This is a genomic window from Mesorhizobium sp. WSM4983 (genome assembly GCF_029625765.1).
Classification (GTDB): domain Bacteria; phylum Pseudomonadota; class Alphaproteobacteria; order Rhizobiales; family Rhizobiaceae; genus Mesorhizobium.
Map to the genome: position 1 here is coordinate 1 of NZ_JARTVM010000060.1, position 240 is coordinate 240.

The 240-nt window shown below is 45.0% G+C and carries 1 pseudogene; it reads right to left on the minus strand.

The features are described from left to right. Positions 1–182 (minus strand): annotated as a pseudogene (locus P9254_RS28935) (Y-family DNA polymerase); the annotation flags it as partial. Between the last annotated feature and the right edge of the window lie 58 nt (positions 183–240).

The following is a 240-nucleotide window of genomic DNA, read 5'->3' on the forward strand; positions in this document are numbered from 1 at the left end:
TTCATAAAGCGTTTGGACATTTCTGCGTACAGTGCGTAGTTGCTCGACAGCACTGCGACTTGATGTTGTTCGATCAACTGCTGTATTTGAAATATTGGCACAGCCATTTTTATGCCCAGTGCTTTCGCTTCGGCTGAGCGTGATACCACACAGCCGTCGTTGTTGGAAAGTACCACCACAGGTCGGTTATTGAGCTATGGATTAAAGACACGTTCAAAACTGACATAGGCATTATTGATG